This is a genomic window from Bradyrhizobium sp. A5 (assembly GCF_042076515.1).
Taxonomy (GTDB): domain Bacteria; phylum Pseudomonadota; class Alphaproteobacteria; order Rhizobiales; family Xanthobacteraceae; genus Bradyrhizobium; species Bradyrhizobium cosmicum.
On the sequence record NZ_CP148990.1, the window covers coordinates 5,514,034 to 5,530,469 of the forward strand.

A 16,436-nucleotide genomic window follows, 5' to 3' on the forward strand; every position below is an offset into this window, starting at 1 on the left:
CCGTCCCTTCGCGAGTTTCAGACCGTGCGGAAGATGAGCGCGGCCGTGACCAGCGAAATTCCTGATGCGAGCCACAGGCTCGAGATTTCAAAACCTTCCTCGCCGATCGGCAGTGTGGCAAGCGCATCGGTGCCCATGAAAGCGATCCACAAGAGGTGAATCACGGCAGCCGTGATCAGCGAGATGAACAGGCGGTCGCCGCGCGTGGTCGGGATGCTGAGCACGCCGACGCGCTCGGCTTCGGGATAGACCGCGGCCAGGTACGTCATCACGGCCAGCGTGCAGGCGAGCGCGACGAAGAAGATCGCCGTCGGCAGCGTCCAGGCCATCCATGCGATGGATTCCATGAGAGCCTCCTCAGACCCGACCGAGCGCGAAACCGCGCGCGATGTAATTGCGGACGAACCAGATCACGAGCGCACCCGGAATGATGGTGAGCACGCCGGCCGCGGCCAGCAGACCCCAATCCATGCCGGCCGCCGATACCGTGCGCGTCATGATCGCGGCGATGGGCTTGGCCTGTACCGAGGTCAGCGTGCGCGCGAGCAGGAGCTCGACCCAGGAGAACATGAAGCAGAAGAAGGCGGCGACGCCAATGCCGCTCGCGATCAGCGGCACCAGGATCTTGATGAAGAAGCGCGGGAATGAATAGCCGTCGAGGAAGGCGGTCTCGTCGATCTCTCGCGGCACGCCGGAGACGAAGCCTTCGAGGATCCAGACCGCCAAGGGTACGTTGAAGATGCAATGCGCGAGCGCGACCGCCCAGGGCGTATCGAACAGGCCGATCGCCGAATAGAGGTTGAAGAACGGCAGCGCATAGACCGCGGCCGGTGCCATGCGGTTCGACAGCAGCCAGAAGAACAGATGCTTGTCGCCGAGGAAGCGGTAGCGCGAGAAGGCGTAGGCCGCCGGCAGCGCCACCGAGATCGAAATGATGGTGTTGAGGACGACGTATTCCAGCGAATTGATGTAGCCGGAATACCAGCTCTCGTCGGTGAAGATGCGCTTGTAGTGCTGCAGCGTCGGGGCATGCGGCCACAGCGTCATCGTCGAGACGATTTCGGCATTGGTCTTGAAGCTCATGTTGACGAGCCAGTAGATCGGCAGCAGCAGGAAGATCAGGAACAGCGCCATGATGACGCGCCGGCCGGGGATCGAATGCATCACGCGGCTCCTTCCTGCGGCTTACGTTCGGCGCCGGCATTGGTCATGACGGTGTAGAAGATCCAGCAGACGATCAGGATGATCAGATTGTAGACCAGCGACAGCGCCGCCGCCTTGCCGAGGTCGAACTGGCCGAGCGCGATCTTGACCAGCTCGATCGACACGAAGGTGGTGGAATTGCCGGGTCCGCCGCCGGTGACGACGAACGGCTCGGTGTAGATCATGAAGCTGTCCATGAAGCGCAGCAGCACCGCGATCAGCAGCACGCGGTTCATCTTCGGCAGCTGGATCGCCTTGAATACGGCCCAGCGCGAAGCGCCGTCGATCTGGGCGGCCTGGTAGTAGGCTTCCGGGATCGACTTCAGGCCGGCATAGCAGAGCAGCGCGACGAGGCTGGTCCAGTGCCAGACGTCCATCACGATGACCGTGACCCAGGCGTCGAATTCGTTCGAGACGTAATTATAGTCGATTCCGATGGCGTTGAGGACGTAGCCGAGCAGGCCGATGTCGGGCCGGCCAAAGATCTGCCAGATCGTGCCGACCACGTTCCACGGGATCAGCAGCGGCAGCGCGAGGATGACGAGACAGGCCGCGACGGTCCAGCCCTGGCGCGGCATCGACAGCGCGACGACGATGCCGAGCGGCACCTCGATGGCGAGGATCACCAGCGAGAAGAAAAGATTGCGCCCGAGCGAGGCGAGGAAGCGGCCGCCGAGGTCGGTCGAGGGATCGAGCAATTCCTTGAACCAGCCGACACCGTTCCAGAAGAACTGATTGTTGCCGAACGTGTCCTGCATCGAATAGTTCACCACCGTCATCAGCGGCAGCACCGCGGAGAAGGCGACGACCAGGAACACCGGCAGCACCAGGAACCAGGCTTTTTGGTTGACGATCTTGTCCATCAGGCGGCTCCCTCCACCAGAAGGCTGTCGGCATAGACGTGGATATGCGACGGGTCGAATTTCAGCCCGGCGGTGCCGTCCGAACTGGCGAATCCCGCAGGCGCGCGCGCCGCGAGCTTTGCGTCGCCGAGGCGCGTGCGGGCGAAACGGATGCGGCCGAGATCGTCGATGCGCTCGATCTTTGCCGTAAGCAGGCCGGGAGCCGGCGCGACCGCGTCGACGAATTCGGGACGAACGCCGATTTCGATCTTCGCGCCGGCCGGAAGCTTGTCATAGCTGCGGCCCAGCGCAATGACGTGGCCGCCGACCTTGGCTTCGCGGCCCCTCACCTCGGCTGGAATGATGTTCATGCCGGGCGAGCCGATGAAATAGCCCACAAATGTGTGCGCCGGCTTGTCGAACAGCTCGGCGGGCGTGCCGCTCTGCACGACGCGGCCGTCATGCATGACGACGACGGTGTCGGCGAAGGTCAGCGCCTCGGTCTGGTCGTGGGTGACGTAGATCATCGTGAGGTCGAGCTCGCGATGCAGCGCCTTCAGCTTGGAACGCAGCTGCCATTTCAGCTCGGGGTCGATCACCGTCAGCGGCTCGTCGAATAGCACGGCGGCCACGTCGGACCGGACCAGGCCGCGACCGAGCGAGATCTTCTGCTTGGCATCGGCGGTGAGCCGAGTCGCCTTGCGGTTCAGATAGGGTTCGAGATCGAGCAGGCGGGCGATCTCGGCGACGCGCTTGTCGATCTCGGCCTTCGGCACGCCGCGGTTCTTCAGAGGGAAAGCCAGGTTCTGCCCCACCGTCATGGTGTCGTAGATCACCGGGAACTGGAACACCTGGGCGATGTTGCGCTTCTGGGTTGACAGCGGTGTGATGTCCTGCCCGTCGAACAGGATTTTTCCCCGCGACGGCGTGATGATGCCGGAGATGACGTTGAGCAGCGTGGTCTTGCCGCAGCCGCTTGGGCCGAGCAGCGCATAGGCGCCGCCCTGCCGCCAGGTCATGGTCACCGGCTTGAGCGCAAAGCTGTCCTGCGGCGCGTCATTGCCGGCGTAGGAGTGGGCGAGATCGACGAGGTCAATGCGGGCCATGTCGCATCTCCCTCAAGAGCTTGGTGCCGCGACCAATCGGTCAGCGGCATCAAACACAAAGACATCATTGGGATCGAGCACGGCATCCAGCGTCTGGCCGGGCTCGAATTCGTGCACGCCATGCAACACCGCAACCCAGTTCGATCCGTCGCGGGTCAAATGCACGAAGCTCTCCGAACCGGTGATTTCGGTCACCGTCACCGTGGCGTGGAAGGCGTGACGGTCGGCCTCGCCGTTGGCGAGCGCCAATTGATGGGCGCGAAAGCCGACGCGATAGGAGCCGTCGGCGAGCGACGAATAGAGCCCGGAGGCTGGCGACGCGGCGCCGCCGGCATATTGCACGGAGCCGTTCTTCTTCTCGATGCCAACGAGGTTGAGCGGCGGATCGGAGAACACCTGCGCGACGCGCAGCGTCTGCGGCCGGCGGTAGACGCTCGGCGTCTCGCCGATCTGGAGCGCCTGGCCCTCCCACATGCAGACCGTGTTGCCACCGAGCAGCAACGCTTCGGTCGGCTCGGTGGTGGCATAGACGAAGATCGCGCCCGAGGCCTCGAAGATGCGCGGCAGTTCGGCGCGCAGCTCTTCGCGGAGCTTGTAGTCGAGATTGGCGAGCGGCTCGTCGAGCAGCACGAGATCGGCGCCCTTGACCAGCGCGCGCGCCATCGCGGTGCGCTGCTGCTGACCTCCGGAGAGCTGAAGCGGTGTGCGCTTCAGGAACGGCTCGAGCCGCAGCAGTCTTGCGGCTTCTGCCACGCGCGTCTCGATCTCGTCACGCGGCTTGCCCTGCACGCGCAGCGGCGAGGCGATGTTCTCGTAGACCGTCAACGAGGGATAATTGATGAACTGCTGATAGACCATCGCGACCGAACGCTTGCGCACATCGACGCCGGTGACGTCCTTGCCGTTGACCAGCACCTTGCCCGTGGTCGGCTTGTCGAGACCGGCGAGCAGCCGCATGATCGAGGTCTTGCCCGACAGCGTCGGCCCGAGCAGCACGTTGAGCGTGCCGCTCTCGAGCGTCAGCGAGACGTCACGGATATGTTCGATACCGTCGACGGTCCGGGTCACGTGATCGAGTGTCACGCTCATGAGCGACCTCCTGCTTCCAGCAGGGGACTTTGCCGCACACCATGGGCTGCAATCCAGTCGCTCAAAGCCGCGATCTCGTCGGCAGATAGTCGCAGGCCGAGCTTGGAGCGGCGCCAGACGATGTCCTCGGCGGTGACGGCCCATTCGTTGGCCATGAGGTAGCGGACCTCGCGCTCGGTCAGCGTCGCGCCAAAGGCCAGGCCGAGATCGGCGGCCGATTTCGCATCGCCGAGCAGCTTTTCCGCCCTTGTGCCATAGGCGCGCGCGAGGCGCCGCGCATGCTCATGGCTGAGGAAGGGATAGCCGCGCTGGAGCTCGGCGATCAGGCCGTCGACGTCGGACACACCCATGTCGCCGCCGGGCAGCGGCGCCTTGCCGGTCCATCCCTCACGCGCTTTCGCACTGCGAAGATAGGGCGCCAGCCGTTCCAGCGCCTCTTCGGCGAGGCGGCGATAGGTCGTGATCTTGCCGCCATAGATCGACAGCAGCGGCACGCCTCCGGGTATGTCGAGTTCGAACACGTAGTCGCGGGTGGCAGCCTTGGCTTCGCTGGCGCCGTCGTCGTAAAGCGGACGCACGCCGGAATAGGTCCAGACCACGTCCTCGGGCGTCACCGGCTTGGCCAGATATTCGCTGGCGGCCTTGCAGAGATACTCGATCTCCTCGACCGTCGCCTTCACCTTGGAGGGATCGCCGTCATAGTCGCGGTCGGTGGTGCCGATCAGCGTGAAATCGTCCTGGTACGGGATCACGAAGATGATGCGGCCGTCGGCGTTCTGGAACATGTAGGCGCGGTCGTGATCGTAAAGTTTCTTCACGACGATGTGCGAGCCCTGCACCAGGCGCACCTTGGCCTTCGCATTCACACCGGCGCCACGGCCGAGCACGTCCTCGACCCAGGGACCGCCGGCATTGACCAGCGCGCGGGCCTGGACCTGCGAGCGTGCGCCGGTCAGCGTATCGACCATGCTGACCGTCCAGACGCCGTCGGACTGGCGGATTTCGGTGGCGCGGGTGCGGGTGCGGATCTCCGCGCCCTTGTCGGCGGCGTCGCGTGCGTTGAGCACCACGAGGCGAGCGTCATCGACGAAGCAGTCGGAATATTCGAATGCGCGGCTGTAGCGATTAGGGATCAGGGGACGGCCGACCTCGTCGCGCCGCAGATCGACCGAGCGGGTTGCGGGCAGCAGATGACGGCCACCGATGTGGTCATACAGGAAGAGGCCGAGGCGCAGCAGCCAGGCCGGGCGCAGGCCGGCGTGATGCGGTAGAACAAAACGCAGCGGACGGATGATGTGGGGCGCGATGCCCCAGAGAATCTCGCGCTCGATCAGCGCCTCGCGGACCAGGCGAAACTCGTAATATTCGAGATAGCGCAGTCCGCCATGCACCAGCTTGGTCGACCAGGACGACGTCCCGCTCGCCAGATCGTTCATTTCGCACAGGAAGACACTGTTGCCGCGGCCCACCGCGTCGCGCGCGATGCCGCAGCCGTTAACACCGCCTCCGATGATGGCGAGGTCGAATATCCGCTCCAACAGACGCATCCCCCGGCGACCGCTCGTTCCTTCGAGCAGCTACTTTCGTTTTTGATTAGATCACACCGAAAACCGAAAGCAAGATGAAAGACAAGAGACAGGAAGTGAAAGCGAAACATTTTTTATGGGCAGCCGGCGGAGAGATCGGCAGAGAAACGGCCAAATTCGAGACCAAATGGTCCCGATTGATCGGCATGGGGGCATGACCAGCCCCGCGGTCCGAAGAGGATATTGAATGTAGCAACATATCTACATATACTTCGCGATCGTAAGCCTAACCACGGCGTGGAGCTGAAGATGGTGACCACCCTGACCAGCCGAGAGTTCAACCAGGATACAAGCGGCGCCAAGAAAGCCGCCTCGCAGGGACCCGTCTTCATTACGGATCGTGGCCGCCCGGCTCATGTCCTGCTGACGATCGAGGATTATTTGCGCCTGAGCGGCGGGGACATGAGCCTCGCCAAAGCTCTGGCGCAGGCGAACACGGACTTCGAGTTCGATCCGCCCCGCATGTCCGGCGGAGGCTTCAAGCCCGCCGATCTCGACTGATGTTTCTGCTGGACACCAATGTCATCTCCGAACTGAGGCGACCCGACAAAGCGGATCGCAATGTCGTCGCCTGGGCCAATGCGATTCCCGCTGCGAATTTTTTCATGTCGGCGATCTCGATTCTCGAAATCGAACTTGGTGCGCGCCTGATCGCGCGCAAGGACGCGACGCAGGGCGCTGTCTTGCGCACGTGGATCGACGATCAGGTTCTAGCTCGTTTCGAAGGGCGAATCCTGGCCATTGATACGGTGGTGGCACAGCGTTGTGCGCAACTTCACGTTCCCGATCAGAAGGCTGAACGCGACGCTCTCCTCGCGGCAACCGCGCTTGTTCACGGCTTGACGGTTGTTACGCGCAATGTTGGGGATTTCGAACCTACGGGTGTGACGCTGATCAACCCGTGGAAACCAGCAGCAGGGTAGGACGCCTCCCGCTATCGCAGGCGGACGACCGAACCCGGGTCTTGAGGTGGCTCCGCTGCTGCCTCATCCGATTCCCCCGCCCCTTTCGGCATTGCCGCCATCACCTCGATGCCTTTGCTGTGGCAAATCGTGGCGAGGCGCTCGGGCAGTTCCTGATCGGTCACGAAGGTCTGGATCTGGCTGATATGGGCGATGCGCACCGGCGCACTGCGCCTCAGTTTCGTCGAGTCAGCGACCAGCATGACGCTGCGGGCGTTGGCGATGATGGCTTGCGCCACCTGCACCTCGCGATAGTCGAAGTCGAGCAGCGCGCCCTCTTCGTCGATCGCGGACGCGCCGATGATGGCGTAGTCGACCTTGAACTGTCCGATCAGCTGCGTCGCGGTCGAGCCGACCACGGCGCCGTCGGCACGCCGCACCGTGCCGCCGGCGACCACCACCTCGATGCGGGGATGTCGGTAGAGCAGCATCGCGACGTTGAGGTTGTTGGTGATGACGAGGAGGTCCTCGTGCGAGGTCAGCGCGCTCGCGACCTCCTCGGTCGTGGTGCCGATGTTGATGAAGAGCGAGCAGCCGTTCGGGATCAGCGAGGCGGCCGCAATCCCGATCGCCTTCTTCTCGTCGGCGGCGACGAAGCGCCGCGCCTCGTAAGCGAGGTTCTCGACGCCGGACGCGATGATCGCCCCGCCATGGATGCGGGTCAGCGAGCGGCGCTCGCAGAGATCGTTGAGATCCTTGCGAATGGTCTGCGCCGAGACCTCGAACTTGCGCGCCAGCTCCTCCACCATGACGCGGCCCGAAGCACGCGCGATGTTGAGGATCTCTGCTTGGCGATGGGTCAATCCGGTCACGGCGATGGGCCTCAAATCAGGATGCCGCATGGTGCGGCGGTTCACAGCTGCGGTCAATGCGGACGCCGATCACGGTTAACGGCCGAAGCCTCTCACCACGCCATCGCGGCGGCGAGACGCGCGAGCAGATCCGGATCGTCGAAGGCGCTGGCGGACGCGACTGCGCCTGATCCAACAAGGTCAGCATGGCTGAGGCTGGTGCGGATTCCGATGGTCGGAATGCCGGCGGCGGCCGCCGATTGCACGCCGGAGCGGGAATCCTCAAACGCAACGGAGGCCGCCGCGCTGGCGCCGACGAAGCGCAGTCCCTCCTGATAGGGCAGCGGATGCGGCTTGCCGTGCGGCAGTCCGTCACCGATCACGATCGCCTTGAAGCGATGCGTGATGCCGAGACCGGAGAGCAGCAGCTCGGCATTCAGACGCGGCGCGTTGGTTACCGCGGCCATGGGAATGCCGGCGCCATCCGCCCGGTCGAGCAGCGCCAACAGACCAGGCAGCGGCTCGATCTGCCCGGCGACGAGGGTGCGGAAGACCTGCTCCTTCTCGCCAAGGATCTCGGCGCGCTTGTCCAGCGCTTCATCGGACAGGAAGCGCTCGCCGATCGATACATTGGAAAAACCTTGCAGCTCCCTGGAGAAGCGCGCGTGATCGAACACATGGCCACGCGGCCCAAGCACCTGGTTGAAGGCCTTCAGGTGCAGCGGGTCGGTATTGGCGAGCGTACCGTCGATGTCGAACAGCAATGCCCGGCCGAGAGCTTCGATCATTTCCGTACTTTCCCCGATGCGCGATGCATCAATGCGAAAGACGTATCAATACAGCCCCCATCGCGCAATGACACATCGACATGACCGTCACGGACACTCGACAAAGCCGCGCACGGCTGCAACACTCCATGCAAGATCAAAAAAGGAGGAAACGATGACGATCAATCGACGCGTTCTGGCTCTCTCGACTCTTGCCGTCTCAGCGCTCGCTGTCACGACACCAGTGCTGGCGGCCTCGGCCGACGAGGACGCCGTTGCAAAGAAGGTCGAGGCCTTCCGCCTCGCCCAGATCGCGGCAGACCCCAAGGCGCTCGGCGCGCTGTGCTGGGACGATCTCAGCTACAGCCATTCCAGTGGCAAGGTCGAGGACAAGGCAACTTTCATCACCAATGCCACCGACGGCAAATCGAAGTTCCTGTCGATTGAATACAAGGAGCCGACCATCAAGGTCATCGGTCCCGCCGCGATCGTGCGCTTCCACTGGGTCGCGGAACAGGAGATGGCGGCCGATGGGAAAAAAGTGCCGACCAACCTTCACATCCTGATGAACTGGCAGAAGCAGGGCGACGACTGGAAGCTGTTGTCGCGGGCTGCGACGAAGTTGTGATGGGCGGCGTCACTCCGGGACGCGCCGAAAGGCGCGGGCCCGGAATGACATCGGCTATTACGCCGCTTCCCTCACATCACCGTTAACCAGCTTGCGCGCGGCGCGCTCTGCTTCGCGGGCGTTGCGGAAGAGCTGGCCTTCGAGACGATTGAACTGGTGGGACGAGGCGAAGAAGCAGTAGCCGCCCTGGCCGCGAACGACGATACCCGCGGTCTGTGAATTGACTTCGATGATGTAGCTGTCCGGCATGGCCCGTAGATTCCTCAATGCGGGCAAATAACCGGATCTCTGCCCAAAAGTTCCTCAGGCAAATCAGACGGTTTCCACCCCGAATCGACGTGCAATTAAGTACTTGGGGACCTCATCCGTTTTATGACTGCTTGTTGGCGAAGCCGCGACGCAATGACTCAGTCGCGCCGCGTTTGGCCGCCCTGCACATCTTCGTGAGATGGGACAGAGCGACGCGCGCGATTACGTCGCGATCGGCGGATCATCCCGACTGATCGCCTGCGGACGTCCCTCGTCGTCGATCGAGACATAGGTGAAATTGCCGTCGGTCACCAGGATCGGCTGAAGCTCCCTGCGCCGCAGCGCCCAGGCTTCGAGATGCACGGTCATCGAGGTGCGACCGAGGCGCACGAGATTGGCGTAGACGGAAACGAGATCGCCGACATAGACCGCTTTACGAAAATTCATCGCCTCGATCGCCACCGTCACGGTGCGAGATCTCGCCACCTTCGATGCGAACACACCGCCGCCGACGTCCATCTGGCTGAGCAGCCAGCCGCCAAAGATATCGCCATTGGCGTTGGTGTCGGCGGGCATCGCCAGCGTGCGGATGCAGAGATCGCCGCTCGGTTCGGTGTCGGACTCGTCGGTCATATGGTTCTCAATTGAAATTGTCCCAGCCCGGATCGGGCGCAAAGCGCGCGCCGAATCGCTCGGCAAGCGCGCGCATGGTGGATACGACATTCTCCACCCCGCGCGTGCGCGCATAATTCAACGGCCCGCCGCGGAAAGGCGCATACCCGGTGCCGAAGATCATCGCGCCGTCGACGGCGTCGGGATCGTCGACGATGCCTTCGCGAAGGGCCGCGACGCAGACATTGGACATCGGCAGCACCAGCCGGTCGATCATCTGGTCGGTGACGCGCGGGCCGGTCTCGGGCAGCGGCGCCTTCTCCGCCTTGCCGTCCTTCCATGTGTAGAAGCCCTTGCCGGTCTTGCGGCCGAGCTCGCCCTTGGCGACCTTGTCGCGCAGCCAGGCCGGCGTCGGCGGCAAGAGATCGCCGAACCTGGTGCGCAGCATGTCGCCGACGTCGAGGCAGATGTCGAGCCCGACCTGGTCGGCCAGCTCGATCGGCCCCATCGGCATGCCGAACTGCTCGGCGGCGGCGTCGATCAGGCGCTGGTCGGTCTTCTCGTCCAGCATCACCATCGCTTCCAGCATGTACGGCGTCAGCGCGCGGTTGACGAGGAAGCCGGGCGAGCTCTTCACGGGTAGCGGCAAACGGTCGATCGCGCCGACGAAGGCGAGCGCCTCTTTCAGTACCTGCGTATCGTTGCCGTCGTGGCTGACGACTTCGACCAATTGCAGCCGCGACACCGGATTGAAGAAGTGAAGGCCGACGAGCCGCTCGGGCCGCGCCAACGTCGTGCGCAAATCCTGAAGCGGAATGCTTGACGTGTTGGTCGCGAGAATCGCGCTCGGCTTCATCTTTGGCTCGAGGCCGGCATAGACTTTTTGCTTGAGCTCCAGCTTTTCCGGCACCGCCTCGATGATGAGATCCGCGTTGCGGACGCCCTCTCCGTCCATATCAGGGATCAGCCGATCGAGCGCGTCACGCACCTCGGTCGGTTTGCGGATGATCTTGCCGTAGAGCTCGGCAGCGCGCTTCACCGCGCCGGCGATCGGCTCCGCCTTCATGTCGGCGAGCGAGACGCGTATCCCCTGCCCGGCTACCCAAGCGGCGATGTCGCCGCCCATGGCGCCGGCGCCGATGACGTGGACGTGCTTGATCGTATTCCCGCCGCCCGTCGTCTTCTTCATCTGCTCGCGCAGGAAGAACACGCGGATCAAATTCTGCGCGGTCGGCGTCACCATCAATTTGGCGAAGGAAGCCTGCTCGGCCTTCAGCATCGCGGCCTTGCTGCCGCCATGGCTCTTCCAGAGATCGATCAGCGCGTAAGGCGCGGGATAGTGCTCGCGGGGTGCAGCCTTTGCGGCCTCCGCGCGCATCCGCTTGGCCAGCAGCCCGCGGACCGGTCCGAGATTGGCTGCGCGCGTGAGGAGGCCAGGCTTGGCCCGCTTCAGCCGGCCGAACAGGGCGTCTTTCACCGCGCCCCGGACATGGCGCTCCTGCGTCACGGTGTCGACGAGGCCGAGCGATTTCGCGCGGCGCGCATCAATGGTGCGGCCGGTCAGCATCAGCGCCATCGACTGGGTCGGATTGACCAGCGCGGTGAAGCGCGCGGTGCCGCCGAGACCGGGATGCAGGCCGAGCATCACCTCGGGGAAGCCGAAGCGCGCGCCGTCGATGGCGATGCGCGACTGGCAGGCGAGCGCGACCTCGAGGCCGCCGCCGAGACAGAATCCGTGGATGACGGCGACCGTCGGCAGCTTCAATGCTTCCAGATGATCGACCACGGCATGCGCGGCGCGGATGCGTGTCTCCACCATCGCAGGATCGCTGGCGCCACGGAATTCGTTGACGTCCGCGCCGGCGATGAAGCCGGACGGCTTTGCGGAACGGATCACGAGGCCGGCGGGGCGCTCGGTCTCGATCGCCGCGAGCACGGCGTCGAATTCCTCCATCACGTCGGAGGAGAGTGTATTGGCGCTGGCGTCGGCACGGTCGAACAGCAGCCAGGCGACGCCGTCGTCATCGCGTGTCAACTTGAAATGCTTGTAGGGGCCGTCGGCCGCAAGCTTGGGTCCCAGCTCCAGCACGCGATCGCCGAGCGCGGTCATGATCTTCGAATCCATGGTCACACCGCCTCGATCAGCATGGCGCCGCCTAGCCCGCCGCCGATACATTCGGTGGCGACACCGCGCCGCGTGCCGAGCCGCTTCATCGCGTTGACGAGGTGCAGCACGATACGGTTGCCGGAGGTGCCGACGGGATGGCCGAGCGAGATGGCGCCGCCGTCGACATTGAGCTTGTCACGATTGATCTCGCCGGCCGCGCCGTCGAGGCCCAGGATCTCACGGCAGAATTTATCGTCGTTCCAGGCGGCGAGACAGCCGAGCACCTGCGTTGCAAAAGCCTCGTTCAGCTCCCAAGTCTCGACATCCTGAACCGTGAGGCCGTTGCGCGCAAGCAGCGGCGTCGCCGACATCACCGGGCCGAGTCCCATGATGCTGGGATCGAGCGCGGCCCAGTTGCTGTCGACGATGGCGGCCTTCGGCGTCAGCCTGTGCTTTGCCACCGCCGCGTCGGAGGCGAGGATCACCCAGGAGGCGCCGTCGGTGATCTGCGAGGAATTGCCGGCGGTGACCTGCCCCCAGGGCCGCTCGAACACCGGCTTCAGCTTTGCCAGCGTCTCGGCCGTCGAGTCCGGACGTACGCCGTCGTCGTGGTCGAAGAATTTTCCATTACGGGAGAACGCGGTCTCGACCTCCCCCTTGAGATAGCCCTCCGTCTGCGCATGTGCGAGCCGGCGATGGCTCTCGGCGGCGTAAGCGTCGGACTGTGCGCGCGTAATGCCGAAGAGATGGCCGACGACTTCGGCGGTCTGACCCATGTTCAGATCGGTGATGGGGTCGGTCAGCCCGCGCTCCAGGCCAATGATGGGCTTGAGATCGCGCGGCCGCAGCCTGAAGGCGGCGGCGGCCTTCGCGGCGATGCCCTTGGCCGTGGCAAGGCCGGCAAACCAGCGCACGCCGGAATTCGGCCAGACCAATGGCGCGTGACTGAGCGCCTCGGTACCGCCGGCGAGGATCATGTCGGCGTGGCCCTCGCGAATGTAGCGGTAGGCGGTATCGATCGACTGCATGCCGGAGCCACAGTTGATCTGCACGGTGAGGGCGACCATGTCCTCGCCCATACCGAGCCGGAGCGCGGCGACGCGGGCCGGATTCATCTCGTCCGCGATCACGTTGACGCAGCCGAGGATGACCTGGTCGAAATCATCCGGCGAAAACGGCTGGCGCGCGAGCAGCGGCCGTCCGCACTGCACGGCAAGATCCACCGGCGTGAACGGTCCGGGCCCCGAACGCGCCTTCAAGAACGGCGTCCGGCTGCCGTCGACGATCAAAACCGGTCGTGCCATCAGCTCGCCGCCCTCTGTTCACCGAGTTCCTGGAAGAACTGATGCACATCTCCGGTTTTCTTGTAAATCGGCGACAGCGCCTCCGGCGCAAAATCGTCGACCTCGAGCACTTTTGTGACGGCTTCGTGAGCCTCGGCAAGCTGCTCGCCTTCGGCCTGCGTGATCACGCCCTTGGCCACGGCGTCCTTCCAGTCACGGATGTGCGCCGCGCGCATGCGCTTGGCGATGGCGTCGGTGCCCGTGACCAGCGTGAACGCGCGCTCCAGCCGGGCGAAGCCGCCGTCGTCATCGACATGGGCGAGGTCCGGCGTGAGGCGCTCACGCGCGGCCGAGGGCTCCAGCACGATGCCAGCGCATTGGTGCACGACACGGTCGGACGGGCCAAGCACGCGGGCACCGAACGGCTGGATCACGAGCTTGAGGAAGCCGGCGACGAAACGGTTGGGCAGATTGGCGAGGATTTCCGCAAGCCTGTTTTCGATCGTCTTGAAGCCGGTCGCCATGCACCATTCCAGCGCGGCGAAGTCTTCCTTCTGCCGGCCCTCGTCCTGCCAGCGTTTCAGCGCCGCCGATAACAGGTACAGCTCGGACAGGATGTCGCCAAAGCGCGCCGACAGCATCTCTTTGCGCTTGAGTGCGCCGCCGAGCGTGAGCAGCGCCATGTCGGCGCAGAGCGCGAACGCCGCCGAATAGCGCGAGAGCTGGCGATAGAATGGCGTGGCGTCGCCTGCGTTCGGTGCCGGCGCGAAGGCGCCAAAGGTCCAACTCCGGCCGAAGGCGCGCAAGAGCGTCTCGAAGCTATGGCCGACATGTTTCCAGAACGCCTTGTCGAACGCGGTGAGCCCGCGGTCGCGGTCGGTGTCGGCAAGCGCGGTCATCTCGGCGAGCGGATAGGGATGCGCGCGGATCGCGCCCTGCCCGAACACGATGAGGTTGCGGGTCAGGATGTTGGCGCCCTCCACCGTAATGCCGACCGGAACGGCGCGGTGGAGATTGCCGAGATAGTTTTGCGGTCCGTCGATCACGGCCTTGCCGCCATGGATGTCCATGGCGTCGTCGACAGCGGTGCGCATTCGCTCGGTCGCATGCAGCTTCATGATGCCGGAGATGACAGCGGGATGAACGCCGGCGTTCAGCGCCGCGCAGGTGAGCCGCCGCGCCGCGTCGAGCTGATAGGCGGTGGCGACGATGCGCGCCAGCGGCTCCTCGACGCCTTCGAATTTGGAGATGGAGATGCCGAACTGCTCGCGGATGCGGGCATAGGCGCCGGTGGTGCGCGCCGCGTAGGCGGCACCGGCCGCCGACAGCGACGGCAGCGAGATGCCGCGGCCGGCGGCGAGCGCCGTCATCAGCATCTTCCAGCCCTGCCCCAGCCGCTCCTGGCCGCCGATGACATAGTCGAGCGGAATGAAGACATCGCGGCCCCGGTTTGGGCCGTTCTGGAATACCTGCATCGACGGCAGATGGCGCTGGCCGATCTCGACGCCGGGCAGATGAGTCGGGATCAACGCCACGGTGATCCCGAGCGCTTCCTGACTCCCCACGAGATGATCGGGATCGTAGGCCTTGAACGCCAGCCCCAAGAGCGTCGCGACGGGACCGAGCGTTATATAGCGCTTGTGCCAGTTCAGCCGGAGGCCGACGACCTCGCGACCTTCGAAAGTGCCCTTGCAGATGATGCCGGTGTCGACCATCGAGGCGGCATCGGAGCCGGCTTCGGGGCTGGTGAGGCCGAAGCAGGGAATGTCACGGCCATCGGCGAGGCGTGGCAACCAGCGCTCCTGCTGCTCCTTGGTGCCGAAGCGCATCAGAAGCTCGCCCGGTCCAAGCGAGTTCGGCACCATCACGGTGACGGCCGCCGCGATCGAGCGGGTGGAGATCTTGCGGACGACTTCCGAATGAGCATAGGGCGAGAAGCCGAGGCCGCCGAACTCCTTCGGGATGATCATGCCGAAGAACTTCTCGCGCTTGATGAAAGCCCAGACGTCCTGGGGCAAGTCGCGCCATTCCCAGAAGATCTTCCACTCGTCGAGCATGGCGCAGAGTTCGTTGACGGGACCGTTGAGGAAGGCCTGCTCCTCGTCGGTCAATTTGGCCGGCGCGATCTTCAGCAGCTTCGACCAGTCGGGATTGCCGGTGAAGAGATCGGCGTCCCACCAGACGTCACCGGCCTCCAGCGCCTCGCGCTCGGTGTCGGACATCGCCGGCAGCACGCCGCGCGCCCAGGAGAAGATCGGCTTGGTGATGGTGTCGCGGCGGAAGCTCATGGCGGACCTCATGCAACGGCGCGGTTGTCAGGCATTTTAGCGGAAAGTGGCTGGGGTGAGTGAACACTTCGCCGGCAAAAAGAAGCGAATTGACGCGGCCGGGCGGCCGCCCCGGGGACCTAACGGCCGGGGCGTGGGGGCAGTTCCGGGGAGGGGTTGGGGCGGGATGCCCAGCTGTCATTCCGGGGCGCGCCTCTTGGCGCGAGCCCGGAATCCATACTCCCGATCGTGGTTATGGATTCCGGGCTCGACGCTGACGCGCCGCCCCGGAATGACTGTGGCCCAGCCTCAATCCGGGCGGACCATCTCGAACATGTTTTCCGGCTTGATCTCGAAATAGTCGCCGCGGCGCCCCGCGCGCACGATCGGGCGGGCGGCGGCGGTCTGGTAGACGCCGTCCTTGATCATGGCCTTGTCGATGTGGACGGCGACGACCTCGCCGAGCGTCAGCCAGGCATCGGCTTCCTTGCCGTCGGCGCCCTTGAGGCGGACGATGTCGGACACCTTGCACTCGAAGGCGACCGGGCTCTCGCCGACACGCGGCACGTTGACGAGCTTGCCGGGTACGGCGGTGAGGCCCGCGAGTTCGAACTCGTCGACCTCGGGTCCGACATGCGCGGCGGTCGCGTTCATCTGCTTGGCGAGATCCATGGTGGTCAGATTCCAGACGAACTCCCTAGTCTGCTCCATGTTCGAGACCGTGTCCTTCCAGTTTGTGGAGGAGAAGCCGATGATCGGAGGCACGTAGCAGAAGGCGTTGAAGAAGCTGTAGGGCGCTAGATTGACGTGGCCCTTGGTGTCGCGTGAGGAGATCCAGCCGATCGGCCGCGGCGCGATGATGGCGTTGAAGGGATCGTGCTTGAGGCCGTGGCCTTTGGAGGGCTCGTAGAAGTACAGATCTTTGTCGGTCACGCTGGCTTTCC

18 protein-coding genes are annotated in these 16,436 nt (G+C 64.4%); 4 read left to right on the top strand and 14 right to left on the bottom strand.

The genetic code is table 11. The annotated features are described in order from the left end of the window. Window positions 1–17: 17 nt before the first annotated feature. The 6 genes from WHZ77_RS26285 to glpD are packed head-to-tail and all read right to left on the bottom strand — an operon-like array spanning window position 18 to window position 5,787. A complete protein-coding gene (locus tag WHZ77_RS26285; RefSeq protein ID WP_375310610.1) occupies window positions 18–347 on the bottom strand; it encodes a DUF2160 domain-containing protein in 330 nt (109 codons plus the stop codon). Window positions 348–357: 10 nt separating this feature from the next. Next, window positions 358–1,164 (bottom strand): carbohydrate ABC transporter permease, encoded by an 807-nt coding sequence (locus tag WHZ77_RS26290; protein ID WP_375310611.1) that lies wholly within the window; start codon window positions 1,162–1,164, stop codon window positions 358–360. Beyond that, window positions 1,164–2,066 (bottom strand): carbohydrate ABC transporter permease, encoded by a 903-nt coding sequence (locus tag WHZ77_RS26295; RefSeq protein WP_375310612.1) that lies wholly within the window; start codon window positions 2,064–2,066, stop codon window positions 1,164–1,166. Before WHZ77_RS26295 ends, WHZ77_RS26290 begins: the two co-directional genes overlap by 1 nt. Then, complete coding sequence (locus tag WHZ77_RS26300; protein ID WP_375310613.1) at window positions 2,066–3,151, bottom strand: ABC transporter ATP-binding protein; 1,086 nt, start codon at window positions 3,149–3,151, stop codon at window positions 2,066–2,068. The genes WHZ77_RS26295 and WHZ77_RS26300 overlap by 1 nt, the downstream gene beginning before the upstream one ends. 12 nt (window positions 3,152–3,163) lie before the next feature. Next, window positions 3,164–4,240 carry an ABC transporter ATP-binding protein gene (locus WHZ77_RS26305; RefSeq protein WP_375310614.1) on the bottom strand — a complete coding sequence of 359 codons (1,077 nt, stop codon included), beginning with the start codon at window positions 4,238–4,240 and terminating at the stop codon, window positions 3,164–3,166. Continuing rightward, window positions 4,237–5,787, bottom strand: a complete 1,551-nt coding sequence (gene glpD, locus WHZ77_RS26310; protein WP_375310615.1) for a glycerol-3-phosphate dehydrogenase — start codon at window positions 5,785–5,787, stop codon at window positions 4,237–4,239. The genes WHZ77_RS26305 and glpD overlap by 4 nt, the downstream gene beginning before the upstream one ends. Before the next feature lie 74 nt (window positions 5,788–5,861). Here glpD and WHZ77_RS26315 point away from each other — a divergent pair, with 74 nt between their 5' ends. The 3 genes from WHZ77_RS26315 to WHZ77_RS26325 all read left to right on the top strand — a co-directional run bounded on the left by WHZ77_RS26315 (window position 5,862) and on the right by WHZ77_RS26325 (window position 6,749). Continuing rightward, on the top strand, window positions 5,862–5,984 hold the full coding sequence (locus tag WHZ77_RS26315) for a hypothetical protein (protein ID WP_375310616.1): 123 nt from the start codon (window positions 5,862–5,864) through the stop codon (window positions 5,982–5,984). A gap of 91 nt (window positions 5,985–6,075) precedes the next feature. Next, a complete protein-coding gene (locus WHZ77_RS26320) occupies window positions 6,076–6,327 on the top strand; it encodes a type II toxin-antitoxin system Phd/YefM family antitoxin (RefSeq protein ID WP_375310617.1) in 252 nt (83 codons plus the stop codon). Next, window positions 6,327–6,749, top strand: coding sequence for a type II toxin-antitoxin system VapC family toxin (locus WHZ77_RS26325; RefSeq protein ID WP_375310618.1), 423 nt, complete (start codon window positions 6,327–6,329; stop codon window positions 6,747–6,749). Before WHZ77_RS26320 ends, WHZ77_RS26325 begins: the two co-directional genes overlap by 1 nt. A gap of 11 nt (window positions 6,750–6,760) precedes the next feature. On the opposite strand, the gene WHZ77_RS26330 is transcribed toward WHZ77_RS26325, so the two are convergent. Beyond that, the gene (locus WHZ77_RS26330; RefSeq protein ID WP_375314816.1) at window positions 6,761–7,600 is read right to left on the bottom strand and encodes a DeoR/GlpR family DNA-binding transcription regulator; all 840 of its coding nucleotides are present in this window, start codon (window positions 7,598–7,600) and stop codon (window positions 6,761–6,763) included. Window positions 7,601–7,692: 92 nt separating this feature from the next. After that, on the bottom strand, window positions 7,693–8,367 hold the full coding sequence (locus WHZ77_RS26335) for an HAD family hydrolase (RefSeq protein WP_375310619.1): 675 nt from the start codon (window positions 8,365–8,367) through the stop codon (window positions 7,693–7,695). A 154-nt stretch (window positions 8,368–8,521) separates the two neighbouring features. On the opposite strand from WHZ77_RS26335, the gene WHZ77_RS26340 reads away from it, so the two are divergent. Next, on the top strand, window positions 8,522–8,974 hold the full coding sequence (locus tag WHZ77_RS26340; protein WP_375310620.1) for a nuclear transport factor 2 family protein: 453 nt from the start codon (window positions 8,522–8,524) through the stop codon (window positions 8,972–8,974). A gap of 57 nt (window positions 8,975–9,031) precedes the next feature. On the opposite strand, the gene WHZ77_RS26345 is transcribed toward WHZ77_RS26340, so the two are convergent. The 6 genes from WHZ77_RS26345 to WHZ77_RS26370 form a co-directional block, all read right to left on the bottom strand. After that, window positions 9,032–9,223: a hypothetical protein gene (locus WHZ77_RS26345; protein WP_015688044.1), complete on the bottom strand. Its 192-nt coding sequence runs from the start codon at window positions 9,221–9,223 to the stop codon at window positions 9,032–9,034. Between the two features lie 222 nt (window positions 9,224–9,445). Beyond that, window positions 9,446–9,856, bottom strand: a complete 411-nt coding sequence (locus WHZ77_RS26350; protein WP_375310621.1) for an acyl-CoA thioesterase — start codon at window positions 9,854–9,856, stop codon at window positions 9,446–9,448. A 7-nt stretch (window positions 9,857–9,863) separates the two neighbouring features. After that, window positions 9,864–11,960, bottom strand: coding sequence for a 3-hydroxyacyl-CoA dehydrogenase NAD-binding domain-containing protein (locus WHZ77_RS26355; protein WP_375310622.1), 2,097 nt, complete (start codon window positions 11,958–11,960; stop codon window positions 9,864–9,866). Between the two features lie 2 nt (window positions 11,961–11,962). Continuing rightward, window positions 11,963–13,246 carry an acetyl-CoA C-acetyltransferase gene (locus WHZ77_RS26360; protein ID WP_375310623.1) on the bottom strand — a complete coding sequence of 428 codons (1,284 nt, stop codon included), beginning with the start codon at window positions 13,244–13,246 and terminating at the stop codon, window positions 11,963–11,965. Further along, window positions 13,246–15,513 (bottom strand): acyl-CoA dehydrogenase, encoded by a 2,268-nt coding sequence (locus WHZ77_RS26365; protein ID WP_375310624.1) that lies wholly within the window; start codon window positions 15,511–15,513, stop codon window positions 13,246–13,248. The genes WHZ77_RS26360 and WHZ77_RS26365 overlap by 1 nt, the downstream gene beginning before the upstream one ends. Before the next feature lie 288 nt (window positions 15,514–15,801). Beyond that, window positions 15,802–16,425 (bottom strand): flavin reductase family protein, encoded by a 624-nt coding sequence (locus WHZ77_RS26370; protein ID WP_015688049.1) that lies wholly within the window; start codon window positions 16,423–16,425, stop codon window positions 15,802–15,804. Window positions 16,426–16,436 lie beyond the last annotated feature (11 nt).

Excerpts from the sequence above, each read along its gene's own strand:
- WHZ77_RS26305 (WP_375310614.1), bottom strand. The coding sequence starts at position 4,240 with ATGAGCGTGACACTCGATCACGTGACCCGGACCGTCGACGGTATCGAA.
- glpD (WP_375310615.1), bottom strand. The coding sequence starts at position 5,787 with ATGCGTCTGTTGGAGCGGATATTCGACCTCGCCATCATCGGAGGCGGT.
- WHZ77_RS26290 (WP_375310611.1), bottom strand. The coding sequence starts at position 1,164 with ATGCATTCGATCCCCGGCCGGCGCGTCATCATGGCGCTGTTCCTGATC.
- WHZ77_RS26285 (WP_375310610.1), bottom strand. The coding sequence starts at position 347 with ATGGAATCCATCGCATGGATGGCCTGGACGCTGCCGACGGCGATCTTC.
- WHZ77_RS26320 (WP_375310617.1), top strand. The coding sequence starts at position 6,076 with ATGGTGACCACCCTGACCAGCCGAGAGTTCAACCAGGATACAAGCGGC.
- WHZ77_RS26355 (WP_375310622.1), bottom strand. The coding sequence starts at position 11,960 with ATGGATTCGAAGATCATGACCGCGCTCGGCGATCGCGTGCTGGAGCTG.
- WHZ77_RS26360 (WP_375310623.1), bottom strand. The coding sequence starts at position 13,246 with ATGGCACGACCGGTTTTGATCGTCGACGGCAGCCGGACGCCGTTCTTG.
- WHZ77_RS26365 (WP_375310624.1), bottom strand. The coding sequence starts at position 15,513 with ATGAGCTTCCGCCGCGACACCATCACCAAGCCGATCTTCTCCTGGGCG.
- WHZ77_RS26335 (WP_375310619.1), bottom strand. The coding sequence starts at position 8,367 with ATGATCGAAGCTCTCGGCCGGGCATTGCTGTTCGACATCGACGGTACG.
- WHZ77_RS26345 (WP_015688044.1), bottom strand. The coding sequence starts at position 9,223 with ATGCCGGACAGCTACATCATCGAAGTCAATTCACAGACCGCGGGTATC.
- WHZ77_RS26300 (WP_375310613.1), bottom strand. The coding sequence starts at position 3,151 with ATGGCCCGCATTGACCTCGTCGATCTCGCCCACTCCTACGCCGGCAAT.
- WHZ77_RS26340 (WP_375310620.1), top strand. The coding sequence starts at position 8,522 with ATGACGATCAATCGACGCGTTCTGGCTCTCTCGACTCTTGCCGTCTCA.
- WHZ77_RS26315 (WP_375310616.1), top strand. The coding sequence starts at position 5,862 with ATGAAAGACAAGAGACAGGAAGTGAAAGCGAAACATTTTTTATGGGCA.
- WHZ77_RS26295 (WP_375310612.1), bottom strand. The coding sequence starts at position 2,066 with ATGGACAAGATCGTCAACCAAAAAGCCTGGTTCCTGGTGCTGCCGGTG.
- WHZ77_RS26325 (WP_375310618.1), top strand. The coding sequence starts at position 6,327 with ATGTTTCTGCTGGACACCAATGTCATCTCCGAACTGAGGCGACCCGAC.
- WHZ77_RS26350 (WP_375310621.1), bottom strand. The coding sequence starts at position 9,856 with ATGACCGACGAGTCCGACACCGAACCGAGCGGCGATCTCTGCATCCGC.